Annotated in this window: 21 protein-coding genes; 7 read left to right on the forward strand and 14 right to left on the reverse strand. The window is 65.0% G+C overall.

Going from position 1 to position 21,313, the window contains the following annotated elements; translation table 11 throughout:
• The first annotated feature begins 106 nt into the window (after window positions 1-106).
• Together N2605_RS31350 and N2605_RS31355 are read left to right on the forward strand one after the other, a co-directional pair.
• Window positions 107-1,255: an alpha/beta hydrolase gene (locus N2605_RS31350; RefSeq protein WP_311735345.1), complete on the forward strand. Its 1,149-nt coding sequence runs from the start codon at window positions 107-109 to the stop codon at window positions 1,253-1,255.
• A 144-nt stretch (window positions 1,256-1,399) separates the two neighbouring features.
• Complete coding sequence (locus N2605_RS31355; protein WP_260344783.1) at window positions 1,400-2,872, forward strand: amidase; 1,473 nt, start codon at window positions 1,400-1,402, stop codon at window positions 2,870-2,872.
• A 144-nt stretch (window positions 2,873-3,016) separates the two neighbouring features.
• Here the strand turns inward: N2605_RS31355 and N2605_RS31360 are convergent, their stop codons facing one another.
• The 3 genes from N2605_RS31360 to N2605_RS31370 are packed head-to-tail and all read right to left on the reverse strand — an operon-like array spanning window position 3,017 to window position 6,121.
• Entirely contained in the window at window positions 3,017-4,105 is a 1,089-nt protein-coding gene (locus N2605_RS31360) for a Zn-dependent alcohol dehydrogenase (RefSeq protein ID WP_035997137.1), read from the reverse strand.
• 44 nt (window positions 4,106-4,149) lie between these two features.
• Window positions 4,150-5,934 (reverse strand): acyl-CoA dehydrogenase family protein, encoded by a 1,785-nt coding sequence (locus tag N2605_RS31365; RefSeq protein ID WP_260344784.1) that lies wholly within the window; start codon window positions 5,932-5,934, stop codon window positions 4,150-4,152.
• Window positions 5,918-6,121: a hypothetical protein gene (locus N2605_RS31370; RefSeq protein WP_035997131.1), complete on the reverse strand. Its 204-nt coding sequence runs from the start codon at window positions 6,119-6,121 to the stop codon at window positions 5,918-5,920. Before N2605_RS31370 ends, N2605_RS31365 begins: the two co-directional genes overlap by 17 nt.
• 34 nt (window positions 6,122-6,155) lie before the next feature.
• Here N2605_RS31370 and N2605_RS31375 point away from each other — a divergent pair, with 34 nt between their 5' ends.
• Entirely contained in the window at window positions 6,156-6,857 is a 702-nt protein-coding gene (locus N2605_RS31375; protein ID WP_225140827.1) for an SDR family oxidoreductase, read from the forward strand.
• A 115-nt stretch (window positions 6,858-6,972) separates the two neighbouring features.
• Window positions 6,973-7,803: an enoyl-CoA hydratase gene (locus N2605_RS31380; RefSeq protein WP_036040518.1), complete on the forward strand. Its 831-nt coding sequence runs from the start codon at window positions 6,973-6,975 to the stop codon at window positions 7,801-7,803.
• Between the two features lie 187 nt (window positions 7,804-7,990).
• Here the strand turns inward: N2605_RS31380 and N2605_RS31385 are convergent, their stop codons facing one another.
• The gene (locus N2605_RS31385; protein ID WP_036020939.1) at window positions 7,991-8,614 is read right to left on the reverse strand and encodes a GNAT family N-acetyltransferase; all 624 of its coding nucleotides are present in this window, start codon (window positions 8,612-8,614) and stop codon (window positions 7,991-7,993) included.
• Between the two features lie 68 nt (window positions 8,615-8,682).
• Entirely contained in the window at window positions 8,683-8,886 is a 204-nt protein-coding gene (locus tag N2605_RS31390; RefSeq protein WP_035997119.1) for a DUF1127 domain-containing protein, read from the reverse strand.
• Window positions 8,887-8,996: 110 nt separating this feature from the next.
• Here N2605_RS31390 and N2605_RS31395 point away from each other — a divergent pair, with 110 nt between their 5' ends.
• Window positions 8,997-9,896, forward strand: coding sequence for a transcriptional regulator GcvA (locus N2605_RS31395; RefSeq protein WP_260344789.1), 900 nt, complete (start codon window positions 8,997-8,999; stop codon window positions 9,894-9,896).
• A 144-nt stretch (window positions 9,897-10,040) separates the two neighbouring features.
• Window positions 10,041-11,369 carry an MFS transporter gene (gene tcuC / locus N2605_RS31400; RefSeq protein WP_260344791.1) on the forward strand — a complete coding sequence of 443 codons (1,329 nt, stop codon included), beginning with the start codon at window positions 10,041-10,043 and terminating at the stop codon, window positions 11,367-11,369.
• A 77-nt stretch (window positions 11,370-11,446) separates the two neighbouring features.
• Here tcuC and N2605_RS31405 read toward each other — a convergent pair whose 3' ends face one another.
• Genes N2605_RS31405 through N2605_RS31415 form a run of 3 tightly spaced genes read right to left on the reverse strand, consistent with a single transcriptional unit; the run spans window position 11,447 to window position 14,108 of the window.
• Window positions 11,447-11,860, reverse strand: a complete 414-nt coding sequence (locus N2605_RS31405; RefSeq protein WP_109142280.1) for a Rieske (2Fe-2S) protein — start codon at window positions 11,858-11,860, stop codon at window positions 11,447-11,449.
• A 51-nt stretch (window positions 11,861-11,911) separates the two neighbouring features.
• A complete protein-coding gene (locus tag N2605_RS31410) occupies window positions 11,912-13,024 on the reverse strand; it encodes an amidohydrolase family protein (RefSeq protein ID WP_035997110.1) in 1,113 nt (370 codons plus the stop codon).
• 25 nt (window positions 13,025-13,049) lie between these two features.
• On the reverse strand, window positions 13,050-14,108 hold the full coding sequence (locus N2605_RS31415; protein ID WP_225171629.1) for an amidohydrolase family protein: 1,059 nt from the start codon (window positions 14,106-14,108) through the stop codon (window positions 13,050-13,052).
• A gap of 145 nt (window positions 14,109-14,253) precedes the next feature.
• On the opposite strand from N2605_RS31415, the gene N2605_RS31420 reads away from it, so the two are divergent.
• Window positions 14,254-14,736: a CinA family protein gene (locus tag N2605_RS31420; RefSeq protein WP_035997104.1), complete on the forward strand. Its 483-nt coding sequence runs from the start codon at window positions 14,254-14,256 to the stop codon at window positions 14,734-14,736.
• Window positions 14,737-14,773: 37 nt separating this feature from the next.
• Here the strand turns inward: N2605_RS31420 and N2605_RS31425 are convergent, their stop codons facing one another.
• From N2605_RS31425 to N2605_RS31450, 6 genes are all read right to left on the reverse strand, one after another.
• On the reverse strand, window positions 14,774-15,541 hold the full coding sequence (locus tag N2605_RS31425; protein ID WP_260344797.1) for a hypothetical protein: 768 nt from the start codon (window positions 15,539-15,541) through the stop codon (window positions 14,774-14,776).
• A gap of 135 nt (window positions 15,542-15,676) precedes the next feature.
• On the reverse strand, window positions 15,677-15,952 hold the full coding sequence (locus tag N2605_RS31430; RefSeq protein ID WP_035997098.1) for a DUF1488 family protein: 276 nt from the start codon (window positions 15,950-15,952) through the stop codon (window positions 15,677-15,679).
• A 79-nt stretch (window positions 15,953-16,031) separates the two neighbouring features.
• Entirely contained in the window at window positions 16,032-17,501 is a 1,470-nt protein-coding gene (locus tag N2605_RS31435; RefSeq protein WP_260344799.1) for an AMP nucleosidase, read from the reverse strand.
• Window positions 17,502-17,669: 168 nt separating this feature from the next.
• The gene (locus tag N2605_RS31440) at window positions 17,670-19,001 is read right to left on the reverse strand and encodes an HlyD family type I secretion periplasmic adaptor subunit (RefSeq protein ID WP_036020913.1); all 1,332 of its coding nucleotides are present in this window, start codon (window positions 18,999-19,001) and stop codon (window positions 17,670-17,672) included.
• Between the two features lie 10 nt (window positions 19,002-19,011).
• Window positions 19,012-20,760 carry a type I secretion system permease/ATPase gene (locus N2605_RS31445; protein ID WP_035997082.1) on the reverse strand — a complete coding sequence of 583 codons (1,749 nt, stop codon included), beginning with the start codon at window positions 20,758-20,760 and terminating at the stop codon, window positions 19,012-19,014.
• A gap of 254 nt (window positions 20,761-21,014) precedes the next feature.
• Entirely contained in the window at window positions 21,015-21,284 is a 270-nt protein-coding gene (locus N2605_RS31450; protein ID WP_109142276.1) for a GlsB/YeaQ/YmgE family stress response membrane protein, read from the reverse strand.
• Between the last annotated feature and the right edge of the window lie 29 nt (window positions 21,285-21,313).

Consider the following 21,313-nt stretch of genomic DNA (forward strand, 5'->3'; position numbering starts at 1 on the left):
TTCTGCCTCCGCGGAGAATAAAGAGGTGGGTTACGCCGCGCGGCTTGCGCTTCGCGCAATCCCCGGGGCTAACCCACCCTACGATACTGCCCGTGTGGAGAATACGATGACCGCACTCCCCGACATTCCCCTGCCCGCCGGAATCCGCTCGCGCACCGTCGACGGCATCAACGGCTTGCGGATGCATGTGCTGGAGGCCGGTTTCGAGACCAAGGGACGGCGCTGTATCCTCTTGCTGCACGGCTTTCCCGAGCTCGCCTTCTCCTGGCGCAAGGTGATGCCGGCGCTCAGCGCGGCCGGCTACCACGTGATCGCACCGGACCAGCGCGGCTACGGACGCACCACGGGATGGAGCGCGGAGTACGACGGCCCTCTCGCGCCGTTCTCGCTTCTCAGTCTCGTGCGCGATGCGCTCGGCCTGGTGTCGGCGTTCGGCTACAGGCAGGTCGATGTGGTCGGACATGATTTTGGCAGCCCGGTCGCAGCCTGGTGCGCCTTGATCCGGCCCGACGTGTTTCGTTCGGTGACGATGATGAGCGCGCCGTTCGGCGGACCGCCGCCGCTGCCGTTCGGCACGGTCGACAAACCGGCAAAGCCCGCGGTGGAGGACCCCGTGCATCGCGAGCTCGCCGCGCTGCCGCGGCCACGCAAGCACTATCAATGGTATTATTCGACACGGGAAGCCAATGCCGACATGCAGCAGGCACCGCAGGGCGTGCATGATTTCCTGCGCGCCTATTATCATCACAAGAGCGCGGACTGGACCGACAACAAGCCCTATCCGCTGCAAGCATGGTCGGCGCAGGAGCTGGCGAAGCTGCCGACCTATTACGTGATGGACTTGCATGAGACCATGGCCGAGACGGTCGCGAAGGAGATGCCCTCGCCGGCCGCGATCGCCGCGAACCAATGGCTGCCGGATAGCGAACTTGCCTATTACAGCGCCGAATACAGCCGCACCGGATTTCAGGGCGGGCTGCAATGGTACCGCTACGGCACGTCGGGCATGCTCAACAACGAGATGCAATTGTTTGCCGGCCGCAGCATCGACGTGCCCTCCTGCTTCATTTCGGGCAAGCAGGATTGGGGCACCTATCAACGGCCCGGCGTATTCGAGACGATGCAGCGCAGCGCGTGCACGAAGATGCTCGGTTGCCATCTCGTCGACGGCGCCGGCCATTGGGTCCAGCAGGAGCAGCCGGCCGCGGTGAGCAGGTTGTTGCTCGACTTCCTCGCCAAGGCGGGCGCGGCCTGATCTGGACGGGGGAACCACGGCTGGGGGCAGCGTAGCTCGTATCACATTCGCTGTTTACGGCTAGCAGCACATCAATCTCCATCAAACAGCCATTGCGAGATTCGGCCAGACTGCGCATCATCATCCAAGAGCGGGAGAAGCGCCGTGGCCGGATCGGAATGGAGTTTCAAGAGTGCGGTCGAACTGTCGGCCGCGTTGCGTGCGAAGAAGGTCTCGGCGGTCGAGCTCACGCAGGATGCGATTGCGCGGATCGAACGGCACGACGGCAGGATCAACGCGGTGTGCGTGCGCGATTTCGATCGCGCGCTCGTTGCGGCGCGCGAGGCGGATGCGGCGCTGGCGCGCGACGAGCACAAGCCGCTGCTCGGCCTGCCCACGACGATCAAGGAATCCTTCAACATCGCAGGCCTGCCGACGACCTGGGGATTCGTGCCGCAGAAGGGCTTCAAGCCCGTGGAAGACGCGCTGGCGGTGACCCGCATCAAGCAGGCCGGCGGCGTGATCCTCGGTAAGACCAACGTGCCGGTCGGCCTCGGCGACTGGCAGAGTTACAACGACATCTATGGCACCACCAACAACCCCTACGATCTCGGCCGCACGCCGGGCGGTTCGTCCGGAGGATCGGCGGCAGCCCTCGCCGCAGGCTATTGCGCGCTCGCCACCGGCTCGGACATCGGCGGCTCCCTGCGTGTGCCGGCATTTCATTGCGGCGTGTTCGCGCACAAGCCGACCCTTAATCTCTGCGCGGCGCGCGGCGAGACCCCGCCGCCGTTTCCAGCCATTCCGCGCGAGGGCGACCTCGCCGTCATCGGGCCGATGGCGCGCACGGCGGCGGATCTGTCCTTGCTGCTCGACGTCATGGCGGGACCGGATCCTCTCGACATCGGTATCGCCTACAAGCTCGATTTGCCGGCTGCGCGGCATCAGTCGCTGCGGGATTTTCGTATCCTGGTGATCGACAGCCATCCTCTGCTGCCGAGCGACCGGGATGTCCGCAGCGCAATCGACAAGCTCGCAATCGATCTTGCGAAGGCCGGCGTCACCGTCGCACGCGAGAGCGCGCTGCTCCCGGACTTCGCGGAGACGTCCCGGCTTTACATGCGCATGCTGCTGGGTTTCCTCGGCGCGTTCCTACCTCCCGACGAGCTGGCGGATGCGCAGGCGCGGGCGAGCCAGCTGTCACCGGAGGACACCAGCCTTGACGCGGAGCGGCTGCGCGGCATCACCGCGAGCCACCGCGCCTGGGTCCTCGACGCAGGGACCCGCGCCGTGCTCCGCTCGCAATGGCGGGCGTTGTTCAAGAGCTTCGACGCGGTGATCTGCCCGATCATGCCGACGCCGGCCTTTCCGCACGATCATTCGCCGGAACAACGCCTGCGAACGATCAGCATCGACGGCAAGGATTACCCCTATTCCGACCAGCTCGCCTGGCCGGGCATCGCAACGCTTCCGGGCCTGCCGGCAACAGCCGTTCCGCTCGGCCTGTCGAAACACGGTCTGCCTGTCGGTGTGCAGATCGTCGGTCCCTTCCTCGAGGACAGGACGCCGCTCAAGCTCGCCGAGCTGATCGAGCGCGAGTTCGGCGGCTTCGTGCCGCCGAAGATGTTCGATGATTGATGCTTCGAAGTCCTGTAGCCCGGATGGAGCGAAGCGAAATCCGGGACAGCCGATCCGCGACAAAGATCCCGGATTGCGCTTCGCTCCATCCGGGCTACGAACTGTCATGCCCGGCTTGACCGGGCGATGACACCGTAACGGCCGCTAGCTATCGAACACGATCACGCTGCGCAGCGTCTTGCCTGCCTTCATGTTGGCAAAGCCCTCGTTGATCTCGGAGAGCTTCAGCTTGGCCGAGATCCAGTCTTCCAGATGCAGCCGGCCGCGCAAATAGAAGTCGACCAGGCGCGGCATGTCGACCCGAAAGTGGTTCGAGCCCATCGAGGAGCCCTGGATCTTGCGCTCGCGCAGAAAGTCGAAGCCGTGCAGCTCGATCTTCTGCCCGAACGGGATCATGCCGACGATGGTGGCGGTGCCGCCGGAGGCGAGCATGGCGAAGGCCTGCTCGGCCGTTTCCTTGCGGCCGAGCACCTCGAAGGAATGGTGCACGCCGCCATTGGTGAGGTCGCGGACCTGCTTCACGACATCGCCGTCGGCCGGGTTGATGATGTCGGTCGCGCCCAGCTTGGTCGCGAGCTGGAGTTTTGCGGGATTGGTGTCGATGGCGATGATACGGCCGGCGCCGGCGATCTGCGCGCCGTTGATCGCGGCCATGCCGACGCCGCCGCAGCCGATCACCGCCACGGTCTCGCCGGCCGTCACCTTCGCCGTGTTCACCACCGCGCCATAGCCGGTGATGACACCGCAGCCGATCAGCGCGGCGAGATCGAGCGGCATGTCCTTGCGGATCTTCACGATGGCATTCTCGTGCACCAGCATCTGCTCGGCGAAGGAGGAGAGATTGAGGAATTGGTGCAGCTTCTCCGGCTTCGACCACTGCATCCGGTTCGAAACGCCCGGCAGCATCTTCACCGTCGCGTCGGTGCAGAGCACAGTGCGGCCGGTCGTGCAATTGTCGCAGGTGCCGCAGAAGACGGAGAGACATGTGACGACATGGTCGCCCGGCTTGACATAAGTCACATCGGAGCCGACCTGCTCAACCACCCCGGCGGATTCGTGCCCGAGCACCGCAGGCAGCGGATGCGGATAGAGCCCTTCCATGAAATGCAGGTCGGAGTGGCAGAGGCCGGCGACGGCGGTCCGGATCAGCACCTCGCGCGGTCCCGGCTTCGGCAGGCTGATGTCCTCGATGACGAGCGGCTGATTGACTTCATAGAGGACGGCGGCCTTCATCGAACACTCCCTATCGCGCTTTTTGTTTGATCGCAGCGCGCAGCCTACGCTGCCAGAACCAGTTCGCCAACCTCGCTCATGCCGGCTGCGCGATCGCCGAGCAGCAGTTCGGCCATCTTCGCCTGCGCGGCATTTTCCGTCAGCCGGAACGGATCGCTCGGCGTCACGCGGTGGTCGATCACGAGGCGCGAGAGCAGCAGCCGGCGTGCATCGCCGCGCATCTCGTGAATGCGGTGTGCTTCCCAGGCAAGCGCCACCGCGCTGGCGACATGATAGAGCACGCTGGTGGCGCGGCGCGCATCGGCTTCGTTCTCGGATTTGGCCGCGACTTCACGTGCGAAGCCGACGGCGCGGTCGGTGAGGCCACGCAGATGATCGCGCCAGGCCTGCGGCACCGAGGCGCTGTCGCCGAGCCGGGCGTGCAGATCGGCTGCGAGCGCGGATTCCGCGCCGTGGCGGCCGACTGCCCGCCGCAGCGCATCGATCGCGACGATGTTACCGGTGCCTTCCCAGACCGAGCCGAGATGCGCATCGCGCAGCAGGCGGGGGGTGGCGAATTCCTCGATATAGCCGATACCGCCGCGCATCTCGAGCGCATCGCCGCAAACCTTGCGCGCATCGCGCGTGGCGCGGAACTTCAGCGTCGGGGTGAGAATGCGCAGCAGCGCCGCGGCATCCTGGCTGCCGGCCTCGGCACGGTCGAGGGCATCAGCAGTGAGGAAGCTCATCGACAGGCCCTGCTCCACCGGCAGCATGATCTTCAGCATTTGTCGCCGCCCCAGCGGCAGATCAATGATGCGCTGGCCGAACACGACGCGGTTGGTCGCCACCGTCATCGCGTCATGATAGGCGCGGCGCATCAGTGCCGTCGATTTGACGCCGTTGGAGAGGCGCGAGGAGTTCACCATCTCGGCCATCTGCACGAAACCACGGTCGAGCTTGCCGACGGCGTAGGCGATCGCGCCTTCGAGCTTGATCTCGCCCGACGCCATCGAGCGGGTGCCGAGCTTGTCCTTGAGGCGCACGATCCGGTACTGGTTCTGCGTGCCGTCGTCGAGGAAGCGCGGCATCAGGAACAGGCCGACGCCGCGCGTGCCGGGCCCGGCGCCTTCGGGCCGCGCCAGCAGCATCACGACTTTCGCATCGGCATTCGAGCAGAACCATTTCTCGCCATAGAGGCACCAATGATCGCCCTCCTGCACGGCGCGCGTGGTCAGCGTGCCGACATCGGAGCCGCCTTCCTTCTCGGTCATGAACTGGCCGCCCTGGGTCAGCTTGCTCATGTCGGTCGAGGTGAGGCCATCCAGATATTTCGCCTTCAGCGCCTCGCTGCCGAAATTCGCCAAGAGCTTGGCGCAGCCATCGGTGACGTTGATCGGGCAGCCCATGCCGAATTCGGTCTGGTTGAACAGGAAGGTGAAGGCGTGCTTGGCCACAACAGGGTATTTGTCCGACCAGCCCATGATGCCTTTGCGGATTGAAAGCGCGTGGATGCCGAACTCGCCGAACGCGGCGTTCTCCAGCTCGCGATAGGCCGGATGATATTCGATCCATTGCACGTCGCGGCCGAACTTGTCGCGCTGGTGCAGGATGGGCGTGTGCCGGTCGGCGAGCCGCGCGCATTCGTCGAGATGGCCGCCGGCGAGCTCACCGAGCCGGTCGAGATGCGGCTCGATGTGTCGGAACAGATTCTCCGGCAGATGGATGCGGAGCAGGTCCGTGAGCGCGGGATCGGCGCGGTAGAAATTCATGCCCGACGTATCGGGCGCCAGCAGGCCGGAGGGTGCGGCCGCGATATCTTTTGGCTGCGCTTTAACCGGTCCGGGCATGATCGTCCTCTTCGTTTCCATCCGACGGCAATTCTTTGCGCTTGCCGCTTTGGATGATGTCGATCATGCTCCAGTCGCGGACAGCGATAAAGCCGCAAAATGTCAGGGCGGCATGATCGCCGCGAGGGAGCAACTCGCCCTGCGGAATTGTGATCGCGCCGGCTGGTTGTCTGCGCGGACCATGCATAGATCAGCGGCTCCTTCCTCCGAGAGATCACGCCATGGAACACCCGAAGTACAAGATCGCCCTCATCGTCGGTGCCGGCGAAGGCCTCAGCGCATCGCTGGCGCGCCTGCTAGCGGCGCAGGGCATCCGCATCGCGCTCGCCGCACGCAAGATCGAGAAGCTTGGCGCGCTCTGCACCGAGACCGGGGCCAAGGCCTATGCCTGCAACGCCACCGAGCCCGACGAGGTGGAGCGGCTGTTCGGTCTGGTCGAGCGCGAGATCGGCACGCCCGACCTCGTCGTCTACAACGCCTCCGGCCGCACGCGCGGGCCGTTCGTCGATCTCGTGCCGGCCGACGTCGCGCAGGCGATTGCGGTCAGCGCCTATGGCGGCTTCCTGGTGGCGCAGCAGGCCGCCAAGCGCATGCTGCCGAACCAGCACGGCGCAATCCTGTTCACCGGCGCCTCCGCCAGCGTCAAGGGCTATGCGCAGTCCGCTCCCTTCGCGATGGGCAAGTTCGCGCTGCGGGGCCTTGCCCAGAGCATGGCGCGCGAACTCTCGCCGCAGGGCATCCATGTCGCGCATTTCGTCATCGACGGCGGCATCAGGAGCGCCGCGCGGACGGATCCGGCGGACAAGCCGGACTCGATGCTCGATCCCGACGCAATCGCACAGAGCTATTGGAACGTGCTGCAGCAGCCGCGCAGCGCCTGGAGCTGGGAGCTGGAGCTGCGGCCCTGGGTGGAGAGGTTTTGAAGGCACATTGCCGTAGGGTGGGCAGAGGCGCGAAGCGCCGTGCCCACGATCTCGAACTTTAGAAATAATGGTGGGCACGCTTCGCTTTGCCCACCCTACGAGACCGGGAGGAACAATGACCACGGAAACCACCATCGATACCGGCACCAATGAGCTCCTCTGCACGATCCGCGACCGCGTCGCTGTGATCACGCTGAACCGGCCGGAGGCGCGCAATTCGCTGTCGGACGCGCTGACGCCGGCGCTGCGCACGATGATCCGGAGCTGCGGCGAGAATCCCGATGTCGGCGCACTGCTGCTGACCGGCGCGGGCGAAGCCTTCTGCGCCGGCGGCAACGTCAAGGGCATGGGTGCGCATCGCGACAAGGCCAAGCTCGACATGTCCTTTGACGACAAGGTCGCCGACCTGCAGGAGCGGCAGCGGCTGCTCACCGGCGCGCTGGTGTCTGTGCGCAAGCCGACGATCGCTGCGCTGCCCGGCCCCGCGGTCGGCGCCGGGCTCGCCATCGCCATGGCCTGCGACATCCGCATCGCCGCGCAATCGGCCTTCGTTGCCACCGGCTATGCCCGCATCGCGCTGTCCGGCGACTACGGCATTGCCTGGCTGCTCACCCGCCTCGTCGGCACCGCGCGGGCGCGCGAATTGATGTTCACCGGCGACCGCGTCGATGCCGCGCGCGCCGAGGCGATCGGCCTCGTCAACCGCGTCGTGCCCGACGACAAACTGCAGACCGAGGCCTTCGCACTGGCCAAATCGCTCGCCGAAGGCCCGCGCCTCGCGCTGCGCTACATGAAGGACAATCTCGACGAGGCCCTGCTGTTCGACTTCGAAACCGCGCGCGACCACGAGGCCGAAAGGCTGGTCCGCCTCACCACGACCGCCGACCACAAGGAGGCCGTGCAGGCCTTCATCGACAAGCGGAAAGCGGTGTTCACGGGGAAGTAGCTCCGACACAAGCGCCGTCATTCCGGGGCGATGCGCAGCATCGAACCCGGAATCCATTGGGCCGCAAAACGCGCGGTGAAATGGATTCCGGGCTCGCGCTACGCGCGCCCCGGAATGACGATGGAGAGAGAGAGAGAACGCGAAAAAACGCCCGGCTCTGGCTTGGCCAGGCCGGGCTGCAGTCATGTTAGGCCGAGGCTGAGGGGCTGTCGGCCTGACGGGAAAGGGCGGCGAGGCGCCAACTCGCGCAGGGAATGTCTTTCGGTTCGACGCTGATCTCCTTGTCGAAGCGCACCAGCTTCCAATCGTCCGGATGGTTGACGAACGTGAAGCCGGCTTTGCGCGCGAGCGAGACCATGGTCTCGTTGGCGCGCAGCGTGTCGCCGTAGATGTGCTCGGCTCGAAGCGCGGCCGCGCGGCATTCGAGATTCTTCATCAGCGCGGTGGCGATGCCGTGGCCCTGCCAGCGGTCATCGACCGAGAGGCCGAACTCGAGCGTCGCGGTCTCGGCATGGAAGGCATAGCGGGCTTCGGCCACGATGGTCTCGAAGCCGTCGACCATCATGGTCGCCACGATGGTGAAGCGATCGCGCTCGCCGACCTCGAGGAAATCGTGCAGCAGGCCCTTCGGCAACTCGCTGATCGCACCGAAGAAGCGGTTGTAGCGGGAGCGGGTCGAGAGCGCGCGGAAATAGTGCTGCAGCTCGTCGGTGTCGCGCGGCTCGACGAAGCGGACATTGAGCCGCTCATCGTGCCTTGTGCGCAGCACGTCCGAATATTGCTTGAGGTCTTCGAGGCGAAGGGTGCTCATGACACGTGCCCTGCGGAAAGGGGACCGCCGGCGCCCCTGTGCTCAGGCGGCGCCGGCCTGGCGGCCTGTCAGGCCCGCCAGAAGGGTTTGTCGGCCTCGTAGGCAATGTCGGACCAGGACAGCCCGACGTCCTGGAGATCGCGGGCTGTCCAGTGGGTCAGCTCGCGCCGGGTCCGGTAGCGCTCGTGCCAGACGTGAAGGACCTCGCCGATCTGGTAGAGGACGCCCTGTGCATGATGATTTGTCATCGAATTGTCGGTCAATGTAGACATTTTCAGCTCCTGGAGCTAAGTTGACCGCTACTATCTGCCTTCTGCTGCGCCGCGACAAACGACAATTTGTACCTTTTCGCATGAAATAACGTCATGCATCCTGCTGCCAAATGACTGCCAGATTGCCCTCCCTGAACGGATTGCGGGCGTTCGAGGCCGCCGCGCGCCATCTCAGCTTCACGCTCGCAGCCAGCGAGCTGAACGTGACCCAGACCGCGATCAGCCATCAGATCCGCAGGCTGGAGGAGGAGCTCGGCATCCGCCTGTTCATCCGGCAGAACCGCGCGCTGGCGCTGACGCCGGAGGCGCGCGACTATTTGCCGGGCGTCCGCGCCGCCTTCAACGATTTGCGCCTCGCCACGGACCGTCTCCTGCGCAAGGACGACGACAAGGTGCTGACAGTGTCGACGCTGGCCTCGCTCGCCGCCAAATGGCTGCTGCCGCGGCTGACCGATTTCCAGGAGCAGCACCCCGGCATCGATGTGCGCATCACCACCTCGACCAGCCTCGTCGACTTCCAGCGCGACAATGTCGATGCCGCGATCCGCTATGGTCGCGGCCAATGGCCCGGCCTGCGCGCCGACTGGCTGATGGCGGATGAGCTGTTTCCGGTGTGCAGCCCGTCGCTGCTACGCGGCGACAAGCCGCTGCGCCGCCCCGAGGATCTGCGCAACCATCCGCTGCTGCACACGTCGAGCACCAACAGCGACGATTGGCGGCTGTGGCTGACCGCGGCGGGCCTGCCGGCCGATATCGCAAGGCACCCCGGCATCACCTTCGACATGATCTTCATGACCATCCAGGCCGCCATCGACGGCATCGGCGTCGCGATGGGACGGACCTCCTACGTGCAGGACGACATCGCCAAAGGCCGGCTCGTGGTCCCCTTCAAGATCGCGCTGCCGGCGGACGCCGGCTTCTACCTGGTCGCGCCCGAGGGCCGTCGCGAGGCGCCAAAGCTGGTCGCTTTTCGCGACTGGATGATCGCTGCAGCGCAAAATAAAGCCTGAAAATTCATCAGCTTCCCCGGCGAAATCGGTTGACTCGCCTCGCCCCGCGCGGGAAGGGGTATGGCAGATTGTCGCAGCATCAATCTGTCGCCTTGCCGAAAGAACGATTTTCGGCCGGCCACGCCTTTCCAAGGGGAGAACGCCATGGCTGGATCAGCCGCATCGACCAATCCACCCGCGATCAAATCGCGCATCGGCGCCATCCTGCGCGCGACCTCGGGCAATTTCCTCGAGCAGTTCGACTTCTTCCTGTTCGGCTTCTATGCCGCCGCGATCGGCAAGGCGTTCTTCCCCTCCACCAACGAGACGGCCTCGCTACTCAACACGTTCGGCGTGTTCTGGCTCGGCGCTCTCATGCGCCCCGTCGGCGCGATCGTGCTCGGCGCCTATATTGATCGCATCGGCCGCCGCCAGGGCCTGATCGTCACGCTCGGCATCATGGCCTTCGGCACCGTCGTCATCGCGTTCTGCCCGAACTACGCGACCATCGGCCTCGCCGCGCCGGTCATCGTGCTGATCGGCCGGTTGCTGCAGGGCTTCTCGGCAGGGGTCGAGCTCGGCGGCGTGTCGGTGTATCTCGCGGAAATCGCAACGCCCGGCAATCGCGGCTTCTACACCTCGTTCCAATCGGCGAGCCAGCAGGTCGCGATCTTCGTGGCCTCGATCCTCGGCTTCATCCTCTCGGAGGTGATGCCGGCCGACTTGGTGGCCGCCTGGGGCTGGCGCATTCCCTTCTTCGTGGGCTGCCTGATCATTCCGCTGATCTTCATCCTGCGGCGGACGCTGGAGGAGACGCCGGCCTTCCTTGCCATGAGAAAGCATCCGACGACGCGCGAGGTGTTCGCCTCCGCACTCACCAACTGGCGCATCGTCGTGCTCGGCATGATGATCGCGATCCTGACTACGACGACGTTCTATTTCGTCACCGTCTACACGCCGACCTTTGGCAAGACTGTGCTGAAGCTGTCGACGCAGGACGCGTTGCTCGTGACATTGCTCGTCGCAGTGAGCAACTTCATCTGGAATCCGGTCGGCGGCGCGCTGTCCGATCGCATCGGCCGCAAGCCGGTGCTGCTCGCCATCGCCGGCCTCTCTCTCGTCACCGCCTATCCGGCGCTGCACTGGCTGGTGGCCGCGCCGACGTTCGGCAAGCTGCTCGCGGTCGAGATGATGTTCTCGTTCTATTTCGGCGTCTACAGCGGCACCATGCTCGGCGCACTCGTCGAGATCGTGCCGGCGCATGTGCGCACCACCTGCTTCTCGCTCGCCTTCGCGCTCGCCGCCGCCCTGTTCGGCACCTTCACGCCGTTCGCCTCGACCTGGCTGATCGAGCGCACCGGCGACAAGGCCGCGCCTGGCTTCTGGCTGATGTTCGCCGCCCTGCTCGGCATCATCGCGGCCTCGACGGTGTATCGCGGCGGCGGCACAGTGCCGGCCTATGATGCGGTGCCGGAGCCGGTGGCGGGCCGCTAGACGGTGTCATTTCGGGACGCGCACTCTCTTCACCTCTCCCCGTAAGAACGGGGCGAGGGGCGTACTGCCCGTGCCGCCTACAGCTCCACCACCACGTAATCGCTCTCGATCCTGACCGGAATCGTCTCGGCGACATAGGGCCCCTTCACCACGCTGGCGCCCGGCTCGACATGGGCGGGATAGGCCTTCACGCGGAAACGGCGGGGGTCGCAATAGGATTGGCCGGTGCGGATATCGAACTCCCAGCCGTGCCAGGGGCAGCGGATGATCTCACCTAACTTGGTGTATTCGATCTCGCCGGGGTTGCTCGACTGTGCGAGACCGATCAGCGGGCCCTCACACAGCGCCGCACCCTGATGCGGGCAGCGGTTCATCAGGCCGAAATATTCGCCCTTGATGTTGAAGACTGCGATCGGCCGCCCGTCGATCTCCAGGAATTTTCGCGTGCCGGGCGGAAGCTCGTCGACCGCGGCAATCACATGCCGCGCCATGCTATGTTTTCCGCATGATCTGACCGAAAAACCGCTTCACACTTTTTCGGATCATGCGGTTATCCCGTACAGCTTCTTTGCGTTGCCGAGATAGAACGCCTCGCGATTGTCCTCGCTGACTCCCGCCGGCAGCACGCGCGACGGCTCGTCATAGTCCCAATGCGGATAATCGGTGGCGAACAAGAGACGATCCCAGCCGATCCATTTGATGACATCGAACAGATCCTCGCGCCTTTCAGGATCTTCCATCGGCTGCGTCGTCCACCACACCTGCTCGCGGATATATTCCGACGGCGGCCGTTTTACATGCGGCACCTCGCTCCTGAGCCGCTGCCAGGCCTTGTCCAGCCGCCACGCCAGTGACGGCGCCCAGCCGAAGCCGGCCTCGATCATCACCATCTTCAATTTCGGGAAGCGCTCGAACACGCCCTCCAAAACCAGGCTCGCAAGCGCCGATTGCTGGCACTGCGAATGCCCTACCATCTCCTCGATGTAATAGGATGGCCAGCCCGACGGCGTGATCGGATTGCCGCCGAAGCCGAAGGCGTGCACGCCGACGGGAAGGCCGGCCTCTTCCGCAGCCTGATAGATCGGCCAATAGCGGCGCTGGCCGAGCGGCTCGACATTGCGGCTGAGCAGCAGCACCTGCACGAAGTTCTTGTCCCCGGCGCGCTCGCGGATCTCGGCGGCGGCCGATAGCCCGTCCTCATTGCCGACCACGATCGAGGCCTTCAACCGCTTATCCTTGCTGGTCCATTTGTCGATCTGCCAATCGTTGATCGCCGAGCACAGAGCGGCTGAGAGCTCGTGATTGCGGATGCCCTGCCCGGTGTTGAGTGGATTGAGCACGCCCAGCTGCACGTTGTTGGGATCGAGCAATTGCTTCTGCATGAAGGCGAGCGAGGAGCCCTGCGGGCCGCCTTCCGGCGGATAGGCATCGCGGCGCGAGGCGTTGGGCTGGGCCTTCGGATAGGGCGGGCCTTCCATCATGCCCTGATAGGCATGGACGCCGTAGACTTCGAGGTGATGCTGCCAGCGTTTGGCGAGGTAGGGGTAGAGCTCGGTGTGGGTCGTGCGCGCCGGATGGATGTCGCAGTCCGCGATTGCGGTTTTGACGTTCAGTGGGGAAGCGGCTTCTTGGTTCTCGCGGAACTGGATATTCATCGCCTTGCCTCCTTTGGCAGCGGGCTCATTTCAGGCGGGGATAGGTTGCATGCGGATTGTCGATCATGATCTTGCGCACGAGATCGGGGGACAGACCTTCGGGCAGCGCGTCCTGGCCGTCGAACTGCCAGTGCGGATAGTCCGTGGAGAATAGGACCAATTCGTCGGACTGCATATGATCAAACAGGCGAATTAATGTCTGAGGTTCCGGCGGCGCATCAAATGGCTGTAACGAGAAACGGATGTTGCTGCGCACAATCTCCAGCGGCGCGCGATCGACCCACGGCGTCTCCATCCGTACCCCGCGCCAGAACTTGTGCAGGCGCCAGAGATAGGGCGCGATCCAGGACACGCCGGACTCCAGCATCACCATTTTCAGCCGCGGATATTTGGCGAACACGCCCTCGACGATCAGGCTGGTGAGCTGGGTCTGGAACGCCTGGGCCTGCCCAACATAATCCTCGATGTGATAGGACCCCCAACCCACGGCGGTCGGCGGATTGTGATAGGCGGAACCGGCGTGGATGCCTACCGGGAGTTCCAGACGTTCCGCGGCCTCGTAGATCGGCCACAGCGCGCGCTTGCCGAGCGGCGTATCGCCCATGACAAGCATCAGCACCTGCACGAAGCGCTCGTCCGGTGCACAGCGCTCGATCTCGGCAACGGCTTTCTCGACGCTTTGCGTGGGGATCACGATCGAGCCACGCAGCCGCGAGTCGCGATCGAGCCATTCCTTCGCCAGCCAATCGTTCAGCGCGCGGCAGAAGGCGGCCTGCATGTCTTCCGAAAACACCATCTGAACGCCGTAGAGCGGGTTGCAGATCGCATGCTTGAGCTGGAAGGGATCGAGCACGTGACGCTGCATGGCCTCCAGACTCTCGCCGGGCTTGCCGGTCTCGGGGCGCCAGTCCGGCCGCGCGGTGATCGGCGAGTTCTGCGGATAGGATTGCGAGATAAGGTCGACCATGCCGCGCGTCGTGACCTGATCGCGCCAATAATCGTTCAGGTACGGCAGCAGGCTGGTCAGATGCGGCACGGCCGGATGCACGTCGCAGTCGATGCCACCGGCGATCAGGGATGCCATCACGTCTCCCTTCTCACGTTTCCTCGCATGTCTCTTCTTGTCCCTGCCATTCAAGCAGGCCTGCCCGCCGCCCGCAACTCGGCCAAGCGTCCTGTCATATGCTAGGAAGGCTGAGCTCGGTTGCGAAGGAATGAGGGGTTACGACATGAAAGAGCTCGTCGGCATTGCGGAACAGGTCGCCGCCAAACTGATCGCGCGCAAACAGACCATTGCGGTTGCCGAATCCTCCGCCGGCGGCCTGATCGCGGCCAGCCTGCTCGCGGTGCCCGGCGCATCCGCCTATTTCCTCGGCGGCGCGGTGGTCTATACGCGCGATGCCAGGCGCGTGCTGATGGATATTTCGGACGAAGGAATGAAGGGCTTTCGGTCGTCGTCGGAGCCCTACGCGCAATTGCTGGCCGAGCAGATGCGAACGCGCTTCGACAGCGACTGGGGCCTGTCCGAGACCGGCGCCGCCGGCCCCACCGGCAACCGCTACGGCGATTCGGCGGGCCATAGCTGCATGGCGGTTGCAGGGCCCGCGTCAGAGGTGATGACGCTGGAGACGGGAAGCAACGACCGGTTCGGCAACATGCAGGTATTCGCGGCGACGGCGCTGAAGCTGTTGTTGAGAAAGCTTGAGGGATGAGCGGAGCCCACGCTCATCTCACCATCGATACCCCCGCTCAGGGGCAAGACAAGCCATTACCGGGTTCGCGGCACAGCTTCGCGCGGACCTCGACGACATCGATCTTGTTATCCCTGGCTCGCCGCAGGCGCGAGGCGTAAGCCGAGTAAACTCTGTCTACTGACAGCAGATTGAGCTGCTTCTTGATGGCCGCGCTGCACATCAAAGCGGGGTTGCCGCCGAGGTATCTCGACTCTGCCCCGAGCTCCTGCCGGGTGAGCTCCGCGAAAGGCCCCCGACGCAATTGCATCTCGATCGCTCCGAGCTCCTCGTCACCAGCCTGCACCCGGGCGACACCCTTTGTCTTGCGTTCGAAACCGTTCGCGATCGCCGCCCCGTGAGCCGCCCCGAGCTCTGCAAGCTCTTGTGCTGCGTCCGAAAACTCGCCGCGCTGGGAACCCGCCATGAGGAAGGACTTGCATGCCAATGGGTCGCTCATCAGCTTCAGAAGGGCTGTCAGCTCTGCCCGGTCCACCGCATTGATGTGTTCGTCATCGGCATAGGCTTCCATCTCGTTCGCCAGAATGATGTTGAGCACGCCATTCGCGGCGGGCCATCCGCCTTCATTGAACGCCGCCTCGGTCTTTCGGAGCAAGACCTCCCGGAGGGCGGGATCGCTGCGGGCGATAGACGCCGCCAGTGGGAATCGCGCGAGGTTCTGATCGAAATCGCGTGCAAACCCGCTGGGCCCGGAGAGGCTGGCACATGCCAGATTTCCGGCCAGCAGGGCGACGGCGACGAGCAGCAGGAGTGATCTTCTGGTCATGCGAGAATGTTGGCGTGAAATACCGCGAGACATCATCGCACGCCGGGGTCGGCGCCATCCATTGCAACTACAGGCTGCCGTTAACGAATCCTTTCGCAGCCCTTTCACCGCCTGGCGGATCGCATGCAGGCTGGCTTATTTTGCCAAATGCCGCATGAAAATGCGCACCACATAGCCCGGGAATCGCGGTGCCTCGTCGTAGAGGTCCGACGCGATCCGCTCGATGGTCTCGCGCAGCGACAGGAATTGCGCCTGCCGTGCGCTGCTTTCGGTGCCCTGCATGCCCGCGAGCTCGTCCATCGCGGCGTCGCTGATCTGGCACTGCACGACCTCGCCGTCGTTCAACATGGTGAAGCGAAAGGCCAGCCGTTCCAGATCATGGCCAATGATCTTGTGGCGCATGAGCGGCATCAAGTCGTCCCGGTCGAGCCCCGCGTCGGACAATGCTGAAAATCGCTGCGCTTGTCAGCAGCAAAGTGCGGCTTCGGCCCTACTGGAACGCCACTTCGGCAAAGCTGCGGAGCTTGCGCGAATGCAGGCGTTCCGATTCCTGCTGCTTGAGCCGCTCCAGCGCCTTCAGGCCGATCTCAAGGTGCTGGCCGACGCGGCGGCGGTAGAACTCGCTGGCCATGCCCGCGAGCTTGATCTCGCCATGCAGCGGCTTGTCGGAGACACACAGCAGCGTGCCGTAGGGAACGCGGAAGCGGTAGCCATTGGCGGCGATGGCGGCCGATTCCATGTCGAGCGCGACCGCGCGCGATTGCGACAGCCGGCGGATCACCTCAGGCCCGGAAATTTCCCAATTGCGGTTGTCGACGCTCGCGACCGTGCCGGTGCGCATCAGGCGCTTGAGCTCGAAGCCTTCGAGCCCGGTGACGTCCTCGACCGCCTCCTCGAGCGCGACCTGCATCTCGGCCAGCGCTGGGATCGGCACCCACAGCGGCAGCTCGCGATCGAGCACGTGATCCTCGCGCACATAGCCGTGCGCGAGCACGTAATCGCCGAGCCGCTGCGTGTTGCGCAGGCCGGCGCAATGGCCGAGCATCAGCCAGGCATGCGGCCGCAGCACCGCGACGTGGTCGGTGACGTTGCGCGCATTGGACGGACCGGTGCCGATGTTGATCAACGTGATGCCGCGATAGCCAGGTGCGACCAGATGGAAGGCCGGCATCTGCGGTGCGCGAGCCGGCGCGGTGCCGCTGATCGCGCCGCCGCTGTTCGTGATCACGTTGCCGGGCGCGACGAAAGCTTCGAGCCCGGCTTCGCCGGACTGCAGCCGCTGCTGGCACGCTTGCGCGAAGGCATCGACATAGAACTGGTAGTTGGTGAAGATCACGAAGTTCTGGAAATATTCGGGATCGGTGCCGGTGTAGTGATAAAGCCGGCGCAACGAGTAATCGACGCGGGCGGCGCGGAACAGGGACAGCGGCTCCGGCGTATCAGGCTGGAGCTCGAAAGTGCCGTCGGCGATCGAATCGTCCATGGTCGCGAGAACGGGCACGTCGAACGCATCGCGCAGCGAGCGTGTCACGGGCGAATTCTCGCTGGTGGTGATCGCGGCTTCGATATTGATGTCGCGCCGATAGGCGAAGTGGATCGGGATCGGCTCGGCGGACTCGCCGATCTCGACGGGCACGCCGTGGTTCTGGATCAAGAGGCCGATCTGCTCGGTGAAATAGCTGCGGAACAGATCCGGCCGCGTCACGCTGGTTTCATGCACGCCGGGTCCGGCGACGAAGCCGTAAGCAAGGCGCGAATCCAGCCGCGCATGCGTCGCAGTGGTGATACGGACGAAGGGATAATAGGCGCGAACCCGCATCGTGATCGCTTCCCCGCCGACATAGGCTTCGAACCGGTCGCGCAGGAATTTCGCGTTGCGCTCGTAGATTTCCTCGAGGCGGGCAACGGCGAGGGACGCGTCGGAGAAGGATGCGGTGGGGATGGAGGGAGGAGATTGCATGGTTCGACCGCCGGGTGATTGGGCCTAAGTCGAACTATAGCAAAGAAGGCGGTGTTGTAGGGTGGGTTAGCGCAGCGTAACCCACCACTTCCGCATCCTCGGTTAGAGAAGCGGTGGGTTACGGCTTCGCCTAACCCACCCTACGAGACCACGACGCGCTGTCGTGCGTCACTTCTCGCGGAAGGCGCGCATCAGCTGGTCGTGAAGCGGCTTCATCAGATAGGACAGCATCGTGCGGTCGCCGGTCTGGACGAAGGCTTCCACCGGCATGCCGGGGATCATCTTGACGTCGCCGAGCCTGGCGATCTCTTCCGGCGGCATCGAGACGCGGATGGTGTAGTAGCCTTGGCCGGTGCGCTGGTCGGTGGTGACGTCGGGCGAGACGCGGCTGACGACACCGTTGAGCTCGGGCGTGGTGCGCTGGTTGAACGCGGACAGGCGCAGCAGCGTCTTCTGGCCGATCTGGAGCTTGTCGATGTCGACCGGATTGACCTTGGCCTCGACCTGGAGATCGTCGGTCTGCGGCACGATCAGCATCAAGGTATCGCCGGCCGTGACGACGCCGCCGATCGTGTGCACCGTCGATTGCAGCACCATGCCATCCTGCGGCGCGCGGATGTCGACGCGGCGGAGCTGGTCTTCGGCCGCGACCTTGCGCTCGATCAGCTCGCCGATCTTGTCGTTGGTTTCGCGCAGGTCCTTGGAGACCTCGCTGACCACGTCCTTGTCGATCTGGATGATCTGGAGCTCGGTCTCGGTGATCTTGCCCTTGGCCTGGGCGCGCGCGGCGATGTACTGCGCGCGCTCGCCGTTGAGGCGGGCCGAGTCGCGCTCGAGCTGGGTCAGGCGCGAGATCTGCACAAGACGCTTCTCGTAGAGCTCACGCACGCCGGTGAGCTCGTTCAGCACCAGCGCGATCTCCTGGTCCTTGGCTTTTTCCTGGGCGCTGAGACCGGCGATCTCCTCGTTGAGCTGCGTGATGCGTTCGCGGAGCTGCGCCTTCTGCCCGGTGCGGCCATTGACGCGGACCTCGAACAGCTTGGTCTCGGCCGCAAGCAGCGCCTTGACGTCGGGATCGCCCGCCCGCTCGATGAGGCCTTGCGGGAACTCGATTCGGTCGAGGCCGCGCTGCTCGGCCTGCAATCGCGCCGCACGCACCTGCGCCGCATCGAGGTTCTTGGTGACGATGGCAAGATTGGCCTTGGTGACGGTGTCGTCGAGCCGCACCACGATGTCGCCGGACTTGACCAGGTCGCCGTCGCGGGCGCGCACCTCGCCGACCACGCCGCCGGTCGGATGCTGCACCTTCTTGACGTTGGATTCGACCACGATCTGGCCCGGCGCAATCAGCGCGCCCGAGATCAGGACGGTCGAGGCCCAGCCGCCGAGGCCGACGACCAGGACCAGCACGATCACAAGGCCGAGCATCAGGTGGAACCTGATGGAGTCGCGGACGGTCTTCGCGGCCGCCTTGGTGCCGCCGATGGCCAACGTGCTCATGGCTTCGTGCTCATGGTTTGGCCACTCCGCCTTCGCTGACGATCTTGATCGGCGCCGGCGGCGTCACGCGCGGCTGCAGCACCTGGGCGAGCACCTGCTCCTTCGGCCCAAAGGCCTGCATGCGACCGTCGCGCAGCACCAGGATCTGGTCGACCGCCTCGACGCCGATCGGGCGGTGCGCCACCACGACGACGATGGCACCGCGCTCGCGCGCCGAGCGGACGGCGCGGGTCAGCGCCTCGTCGCCTTCGGTGTCGAGATTGGAATTGGGCTCGTCGAGCACGATCAGGAAGGGGTTGCCGTAGAGCGCGCGCGCCAGCGCCACGCGCTGGGCCTGACCTGCGGAAAGCGCGGCGCCCTGCTCGCCGACTTGGGTGTTGTAGCCCTCGCGCATCTTGATGATCATCTCGTGCACGCCGGCCTCCTTGGCCGCGGCGATGATCGCCTCGGAGGTGGCCTCGGGATCGAACCGGCTGATGTTCTGCGCGATGGTGCCGCCGAACAATTCGACGTCCTGCGGCAGATAGCCGATATGGCGGCCGAGCGCGTCGCTCGTCCATTGATCGAGCGCCGCGCCGTCGAGCCGCACCTTGCCGCGCACCGGCTGCCAGACCCCGACCAGCGCGCGGATCAGCGACGACTTGCCGGAACCGCTCGGGCCGATCACGCCGAGGCCGTTGCCGGCGGCGAGCGCGAAGGTGACATCCTGCACCACGAGACGCTGATCGCCGGGCGGCACCATGGCGACGCCCTCGACCGAGAGCCGGCTGGTCGGCGCCTGCAGCTGGGTTGGCATCGCCTGCGCCGGCATCTGCTCCAACAGGCGCGTCAGCCGCTGCCAGCTCTGGCGCGCCGCGACGAAGGATTTCCAATGCGCGATGGCGAGATCGACCGGCGCGAGCGCGCGGGCGGACAGGATCGAGCCGGCGATGATGATGCCGGCCGTCGCCTCCTGGTGGATGACGAGATAGGCGCCGACCGCGAGCACGGCCGATTGCAGCATCATCCGCAGCACCTTTGCGACCGCGCCGAGACCACCGGCGACGTCGCTCGCCCGCTGATTGCCGGCGAGGTATTTTTCGTTGGCCTCGCTCCAGCGCTGGTTCATCCGGCCGGCCATCCCCATCGACACCATCACTTCGGCGTTGCGGCGGCTGGCCTGGGCGAGATCGTTGCGCTGGGCGGCGAGGCCCATCGCTTCCTTCGCCGGCTGGCGGGACATGAACTCGGTGACCAGCGTCAGCCCGACCAGGATGATGGCACCGACCAGCGCGGTGACGCCGATCAGGACATGGAAGGCGAAGCAGATGGCGAGATAGAGCGGCAGCCAGGGCAGGTCGAAGAATGCGCTGGGGCCCATGCTGCCGAGGAAGGAGCGGACATTGTCGAGATCGCGCAGCGGCTGCAGGCCCTCGTTGCGGCTGCCGACCAGCAGCGGCAGGCGCACGATGGTGTCGAACACGCGCTTATTGAGGGCCTCGTCGAGCGCGGTGCCGATCCGCCCCAGGATGCGGTTGCGGATCATGTCCAGCACGCCCTGCGCCATGTAGAGGAAGCTGGCGAGGATGATCAGGCCGACCAGGGTGGGGATGCTGCGGCTCGGCAGCACCCGGTCATAGACCTCCAGCATGAAGATCGACCCGGTCAGATAGAGCAGGTTGATCATGCAGCTCATCAGGCCGACGCCGATGAAGGCCGTGCGACAAGCGCGCAAGGCGTCACCGAGCTCCGAACGGCGGACGCCAGGGATGGCTGCCATCAGTCTGATCTCTTTCGGCTAACGGGCAAAGCCCTGATTTCAAAGGCGATTCAAGGAGTACTCGCCTTGGATTAACATCTGTTTTCCGGCCGTCCAACGCGGTCGAATTTAATCCGAGGCCTCATGGGCCACATCTACCCCCGATAGCCTTCCGCGCAAGTCCGGAATTCCACAGGCTTGCGGCTTTTTCTTGCAGGCTTTCAGCCGCTTCCGCGAAAAGCGCGGCTCAAGTTCCGCTCAGCCGAATGCAGAGGCTAGAGCCGGCCCCCGCCGCGCACAAGGCGTACCACCAGCAGCAGGATGACCGCGCCGATGGCAGAATAGACAATTTGGGAGATCAAGCCGCTGCCGAGGCGGATGCCGAGCTTTGGAAACAGCAGGCTCGCCACCAGCGCACCGCAGATGCCGATCACGATGTCGCCGATCAGGCCGAACCCGGCGCCCCGCACGATCTTGCCGGCGAGCCAACCGGCGACGAGACCGACGAACAGGATGACGAGAAGGCCTTCGTTGGAAATGTACATCCGTGAGGTCCCTCTCCGTGAAAGGCGCC

The organism is Bradyrhizobium yuanmingense (assembly GCF_025200905.1).
Taxonomy (GTDB): domain Bacteria; phylum Pseudomonadota; class Alphaproteobacteria; order Rhizobiales; family Xanthobacteraceae; genus Bradyrhizobium; species Bradyrhizobium yuanmingense.